Raw genomic sequence first — 7,381 nt, forward strand, 5'->3', positions numbered from 1 at the left:
CTCGCCCATCTTCTCGGAGGACCCGATCAGGATGTTGATGCGGCCGTCCCAGGCTCTCGCCGTGAGGTCCGCGAGCGCCTCGGGGTCGTCCCCGGCGTCATGGATGTAGGCGATCTTGTCGGCGGGCACGCCGCAGCGGATGAGTTCCGTTTTGAGGGCGTCGTAGGTGCAAAACCCGGTCGCGCTGGTGCCCCGTTTGGTGCCTGGTGTCCCCAGGTCGCAGAAGATCAGGATGAGCCCGCCGGGAGTCGGGTGGGGCCGCAGGTCGCTCTTGGAGTAGGTGTAGCGGTTGTTCTTGGTGCGCTCGTGGAGTTCTGCGGCCAGTTGCGCGGTCACGGTGATCTTGTGGCCGGGCTCGGCGTCGGCACGCAACAGCCGCGGGTCCAGGGCGATCTTCCGGCCGTCGGTCGTGACCGACAGCATGATGTCGGCCTTGGGCGCGGCCTCAAGCCCGCCGGGGCGCCCGGCGTCCTCCCAGGCCGCCAGCTCCTCCAGCCAGGCGCGGCGGGCATCGCCGTTGTGGATGGCGGTGCCGCGGGCGATGAGCTCCTTGCCGTAACTCCGTTGCTGGGCGGTGTCGTCGGCCAGGACCAGGTTGGCCTTGCCGCCGCGGATGGCGGGGCGCTCGATCCCGGCGTCCTCGGCCAGCATCACGTCGGCGACCGTGAGCCACATCGTCATCAGCGACTGCAGGTCCACGAACCGGGAGAAGCGTTCGACGAGTTTGATGCCGGAGCCGTCGGGGGCCTGTTCGATGCGGGTGACGAGTTCGCCGTAGGTCATGCCCCAGTCGTCGAAGAGCAGGACGGCGAAGGCCTTCAGGACGCTGTCGTCGGCCAGGCGCAGCAGGTTGTGCATGTCGGCGATCGTGTTGGTCAGCGGTGTGCCGGTCAGCAGGGCCAGGGTCGGCTGGCGCTGACGGACGTGGTGCAGCCAGGTGGTGAGCTGGTGCAGGTGGATGCCCCGCAGGGAGTCCTCGGGAGCGTTGGAGAGCAGTCCCGACTTGATGGACAGGCCCTTGTAGCGGTGGGCCTCGTCGACGATCGCGTAGTCGGGTCTGAGGTCGTCGAGGTAGATCTCACCGGGACGGCGTCGAGGAGCCTTGGCCCGGCGGATCTCCTGGCGGCGACGCTCGAGGCGCTCCTGGAGAACCGTGTGCCGCAGCTCGACGCCAAGGCGGCTCTTCTCGGCGGAGATCTGCTCGGCCAGGAGCCGGATCTCCTCCTCCTCGTACCACTCCTGCCACTGCGGGCTCATGGAAACGGACTGGAAGGCCTCTTCCTGCCAGATCACCAGGTCGTACACGTGGGCGTCGCTGCGCAGGTACTCCAGCAGCGGACGCCGTCTGGCGCCCTTGAGGTCTGCGGTGCGAAGGGTCAGGATGCGGGCGTTGGGGTAGAGGAAGTGCGCCTCGCCCTCCCACACGCCCAGCGCCTTCTTCGGAGCGATGACGAAGGGACGCTGGATGCGTCCGGCCTGCTTGAGCGCCATCGCGCCGACGATGGCCGTGGTGGTTTTCCCCAGGCCGGCCTCGTGCGCGACGATGACCGACGTGGAGTGCAGCATCCGCGCCGCGGCGGCGTTCTGGTGCGCCTGGAGCGTGCGTTCCTTGGTCCGTCCCTGCGCGGGCGGGGTGAGTCCCTCCCAGCGGGTGAGGACGTGGCCGTTCATCTGGGTGTTGTAGGCGTCGGTGAGGGCACGCAGGCGCTCCTCGCCGTCCAGGACCCAGGCCTCGAACCCGGCCCGCATCGCATCGACCTTCTGCCGGAACTCCCGGGTGGCGTCCTCGTCGACCAGCTGCAGGGTGCGGGTGCGCCCGTCGGCGAGGTGGAGGACTTCCTGGCACATGATCTGTGTGGTACCGCCGTTGAGGGCGCGCATCGCGACGTCGACGGCGCGGCGCCGCGGGGTGCCGTGCAACGCGTTGGCGGCGTCCAGGACGGCATGGGCTTTGATCGTCCACCCGGCGTGGGTGTGGACGACGACCAGCGTCGGATCGCCCAGGCGCTGGCGCAGGTAGTCCTGGACCAGGGTTTCGGGGATCCAGGCGGCGCCGAGTTTCGCCTTGAATTCGCCGATCTTCCGCGGCGTGGGCATCGCGCCGGTCAGGGCGGTGACATTCACCTGGAATGCGGGATCACGGCGGGCGGCTTCGGTGGCGATGCGGAGTTTGTCGCGTACGGCGCCGCTGAGGTACAGCCATGCCGGAACCAGTTCGCCCGCACCGCGCGGATCGGGGTCGTCGAAGACGTCGGTACCCAGCGCGGCCCGGGCCTGCTTGAGGTCCACGCCCAGCAGGCGGGCGATCTCGCCGAGGTCGACACGGCCGGTGGCGCCGTGGACGGCGGCCAGGGCGGTGTGGGGGTCGTCGGTGGCTTCCAGGGCCGTGTCCTGGGCCTCGGCACGCGCATCGAGGATGGAGGCCAGGACCGGGGCCTGGGTGTCCTTGTCCCACCGCTCCAGTCCCAGCACACTGGCGGACTGCGGGTCCATCAGGAACCAGCCCCACGCGGTGGGACGCGGCCGCGTCTCCCCTGCTGCCGCAGCGGGCCGGTGCGCGCGGGACAGATGCTGGCCTGGGCGGCACAGCGGGCCCCAGCGGCGGGTGTAGGAGCTGTGGGCGGACTTCAGGCGGGCGCGCAGCTCGTCGGCTGCTGTGCGGTCGGCGTCCGCGGCGGCGTCCAGGGCGCGCAGCTGGAGGGCCAGATCCCGCAGCAGGATCAGCTGGTGGAGCTGGGTGGTGTCGCCGTCGGCGGGAATGGCCTCGATGGGGGCAAGGCCGTTGTTGTGCTGCCAGATGGTGCCGTTGTCGTCGGTGAACAGGCGGCCGGAGAAGTCGCTGGCGTGTTTGGTTCGGGCCTCTTGGAACTGGAGCGGGGGCCGGTCGGGCCCCTGGGGGTGAGGGCGGTAGGCGAGGCCGTCGGCTGCTGCCTGAACAGCGGTGGCGCGCAGGGCGGCTTCCAGGTGTGCTGCGATGTCGGCGTTGCCGTGGACGGTGAGTTCGGGTCCGCGCTGGGTGGTGCGCATGGCGAGCTGGCCCAGGATGTGCTCGGGGTGGCGGTGGAAGTAGCCGTTGAGGTCGGGGCTGTGGGAGCCCAGGCGGTAGGGCTCGGACCGCAGCCAGGACGGGTCGCGCACTGGGTCGCCGGGCATGCGCTTGCGGAAGACCACCACGTCCACCACCACGTCGGTGCCTGCGGAGCGGGCAAAGACGCGGGCCGGGAGCCGGTAGGCGGCGATCAGATCGGCATGCCGGGCCATCTGTTCGCGGGCCCTGGAGCGGCGCGCATCCAGCGTGCCCACGGAGGTGATCCAGATGCCGTAGGCGCCGGGCCGCAGCAGCTCCAGCTGTTTGATCAGGAAGTAGTTGTGGATCAGATGCCCGTCGCGGTGCGGTGCAGGGTCGAAGACGGCGATGTTCGCGAAGGGGGGATTGCCGATGCTGAAGTCGAAGGTGTCCGGCGGGAGGTCGGTTTCGGCGAACGACTCCCCAAGGACGGTGATGTGCGGAAAGAGCAGGCGGGAGAGCTCGGCGGTGGTCGTCTCGCTCTCCACACACGTCAGCCGCACCCCTTGCGGGGCGGTGCCCGCGAACACCCCCATGCCCGACCCCGCATCCAGCCCTTCTCCCCCGTCCCAGCCGAAGGCCTGCAGCCCGGCCCACATCGCGCGGGCGACGTCGGGCGGGGTGTAGTACGCCGAAACCGTCGAGCCGGCGGCCGCGCGCCATTGTGTGGGCGACAGCAGCCGTCCCAGCTCGCCCCGCACGCTGGCGAAGCGCTGCCACTGCTCCAGAGCGGCTTCGAAGGCCCCCTCACGCTCACCTCCGGGCCCGAAGACCGGATCACCGTCCCGGGGCCGTGGCGCGAAGACCGCCGGGAGGGAGCCCCATCCGGAAAAGCAGGCCAGAATGTCTCGGTCGGCGGCCCTCAGCGCCCGTCCGGAGGCCTCGAGTTCCTCTTTCAGCGCGATCGCGGCGCAGTTGGCCTGGGCTTTGGCCACCGGGTCGGCGCCCTCCAAGGCGTGCTGGCCGGTGTAGGTGAACCGCGGCAGCGCTAGCCCGGGGTGGGGGGCGGGGCGAACACCAGCTCCTGCAGGACCTTCTCCTGTGCCATGGCCCGGGCCTGATTGTGCTGGCCGATGCGCTCCTGGTAGTCGTCCGTCGGGTCCATCGCCTGCTGGATCTCGGCCATCAGCTCGCCGATCCGCGCTTGCGCGCGCATCCCCAGGTCCGTGAAGTACCCTGTCGGATCGTGCAGTTGATGAAGCGCCTGCGGGTACTGGTGCTCCCAGTGCTCGAGGGCCATCTGCCCGAACTGGTCCACCTTCGCTCCCCTCGCGGGTGCTGGCCGCCAGCCCGGCGACCTGGTCGGCCAGGTCCTTGCGGGAGATGACCGTGCGGTCATCGTCCCACCCCTGGGCCCGCGCTTGGTCCCGCAGGTGTTGGATCTCCCGCAGCACCGGCGCGGTCGCCTTGATCTGCCGGCCCGCCCGGTCCCGGTCGCTCTTGTCCTGCTCACGGTCCAGGTGGACGGCGCGCAGCATGGCGACCATCGCATGGGTCTGCCGCTCCAGCTCGGCCAGCAGGCCGCTGGGCACTCGCATCATTGCTGCCTGGTGCTGGGACGACCGCTGGGAGATGAGCTCGCCGAGGTGCTGGGCTTCGGGCGTGGCCGTGCGTGCGCGGCGCCGTGTTGCCGCTGTGTACTCGACGTAGGCGGTGCTGTACGCCTTGGGAATGGTCAGGTGGGTGTAGGGGCCCCAGGTGCGGGCGCCCTCCATGTCCCAGTCCTCGTCGTAGGCCTGGACCGTGGAGCCGATGACGGCCGCGCGGGAGCGCCCCGGCGTGCGCCGTTCCCCCAGGCCATGTGCCGGCTGGTACCGAGAGAGCCACTGCTGGTCCCTCTTGCTGAAGGAGATGGTGCCATAGGCCTGGCCGTCGACGCAGACGCTGCCGTGCTCGTCGGCCAGCGTGACCCTGGCGATGGCGCTCTGGTAGGTCAGTTCGTCCCGCCGTTCCATCTCGGCCCGCAGTGCCTGCTGGCGCTGGCCCAGAGCGTCTTCGTACTCCTGGGAAACCTCCCTGACTCCGCCCTTGCGCCGGTGCAGCTTCTCCAGCTGCCGCTCGAGGGCTACCTCTGAGAGACCGGCCGGATCCTCCAGGGCGCGCAGGTGCCGGAGCTCGTGCACGGACCAGGCGGTGCCCAGGGCACGGATGCGCCGCGCGATGATCTCCCAGTCATCGCTTCCGGACGTGTAGTCCCGGTGGAGGGTGATCAGTTCGGCCTGCTCCCTGCTGATGCCCACCTGCTCCAGTGCTGCAGGGTCGGGGCGGGCGGCGATCTCCAGGGCTGCACGGTGCCGGACCTCGGCGTCGAGAGCCTTGAGGCGGCTCTCGATCTCCTCGCGGGCGTCGGTGTCGGCATACGAGCGCTGCTGGCTGGTCAGCTCCTCTCGCTCGTCCAGCAGAGCCTGGACAGCGGGCACATCCCGGGGCGCTGGCCGCTGGGCGAGGTCCTGCAGAAGATGGCGGGCCCGTTCGGCGCGCAGCAGGGTGCGACGTGCCATGGCGGCCGAGATCCGGGCAGGAACGTCACCGTCGCGGTAGCGGGAGTTCCAGTAACTGATGGCCCGGTCCAGCTCGTCCAGCTCCTGCACCAGGACCTCCGGGCGCATGCCGGACGGCGCGGGTTCCTTGGTTTCCCGGGCCTGCGCCGGGGAGCGGACAAGGACGTGCCTGCCCTGGGCGGCGAACTCGGTGAGGACGGCGGTCAGGTTGCGGTCGACGGTGGCACGCTTCCACTGCGATCCACTGCCGTACTTGCCGATCGACGGCTTCCAGTAGAAGTGTCCTTGGGTCTGGCAGGCCTTCTTGTCCTGCGGGTTGTCCCGGTGCGCACCGTGGACGACGGCCCCGCCCTCCCGGGTGAGCTCGACCCAGGCCTTGTCCCGCTGCTCCTCGGGCAGGGATGCCGCCTGATGCTGGCGGGCTGCGAGGAAGGCGAAGCGCGTGCTGCGCCACTCCCCTCCGGGGATACGGACGCCGTCGACATCGCCGATGACGCCGTCGATGGTGTCCCGGGCTGTGGCGATCAGCGTGCCGTCGGGGCCGTAGACGGCGAATGTGGCGTCGATCAGGCCGCCCGCCCGGGTGAAGTGGTACCCGGGCGCGCCGGTGACCGGCTGGGCGGCAGCAGGCAGCACCGCCGCACCAGCTGCGGCGGCTCCGGCTGCGGCAGGTGCTTCCGGCGCCTGTTGTGCGGCACTTTGTGGCTGCTGTCTGGCGGCCTGTTGCCGTTCAACGGCCTCGCTTCTGCAGTTGACGGTGATCGCCGTCCGGTGGGCATCCCATCCTGTCAGGCGAGCCAGCAGCCGCAGTCCATCGCCTTGCGTTCCGTGCGGATCCCACGCCGCTTGCAGGGTGATGGCGGCCCGATGGATCTCCACATGGCCGCAGACACGGTTGTTCAGGGCCGGCGCGCATGGATCACCACCGCGGCGCTGCCACGCTGCGTCCAGGGCCCGGGTCAGCTTGGCCGTGGTCCGGCTGCCGGCGAGCGTCGCGCGGTGCGGCGAGATCTCCCACGCAGCCCAGGCTTCAGCAATGTGCTGCTGTGCCAGACGGAGCGCCTCGCCGGCCTCGGACCACCCCTCGTCCGTGGCCACGTCCGCATACGGGCCGGGGTGCACCGCTGCGCCCAGGCGCTCGGCGTCCTGCCACTGCTGCTTGCGCACCAGCAGTTCAGCTGCCTGGCCCGCATCCCAGTGCGTGGGGTACGTGGTCTGGGTGGCGATGGAGCCGTCGGGGAGGTTGAGGACTTCCACCTTGCGGCTGTGGCGGCTTGGTTTGACGGTGACGTGCCGACCGCCGGGGGCGAGCTGGGCAAGCTGGCCAAACCTGCGGTGGTGTGTCTTGCGGACCTCGGTCAGGGACGTGAAGAACGGGCGTGCCGGAATCGGCTCCGGGTCCAACTGGGCGGGGTCGAAGGGCTCTTCTGGCGGATCGTGAAGCGGGGTACCGGAGGAGTGGTCGGCGTCGTCGACGTCCTGGGGCGGGCTGGCGGCATCCGGTGGGTCGGTGCGCAACGATGCCTCCCTCCCGCGCGGGAGGTGCCATGCCCGGACGTGGTGCCCCGCACGTGAACTGATCCTCGGCGGCGCCTGGGGCGGGGACCGAGGTCGGCCACCACCCCCGGCGCCGGTTTCCCGCACGGTGGGAGACTGGGTTCCGAACGTCTTGCACGGCGGAATTCCTCACCCGGCGAACCGGGCCGCGGCAGCGGGATCGCGACGAGCTCCAGGGGCGGGGAGCGCGCGTGCGTGCGTGCGTGGGTTGTGCGGGTCACAGCAAGGCGGGCGCGTCGGATGGTGGTTGCCATCC

Annotated in this window: 1 protein-coding gene; it reads right to left on the reverse strand. The window is 70.5% G+C overall.

The features are described 5' to 3' along the window. The coding region (locus tag ACFWZ5_RS43445; protein WP_384892606.1) for a hypothetical protein at positions 1 to 7,086 on the reverse strand (7,086 nt) is incomplete at its 3' end. Between the last annotated feature and the right edge of the window lie 295 nt (positions 7,087 to 7,381).

It is taken from the genome of Streptomyces sp. NPDC059003 (assembly GCF_042740445.1).
GTDB lineage: Bacteria > Actinomycetota > Actinomycetes > Streptomycetales > Streptomycetaceae > Streptomyces.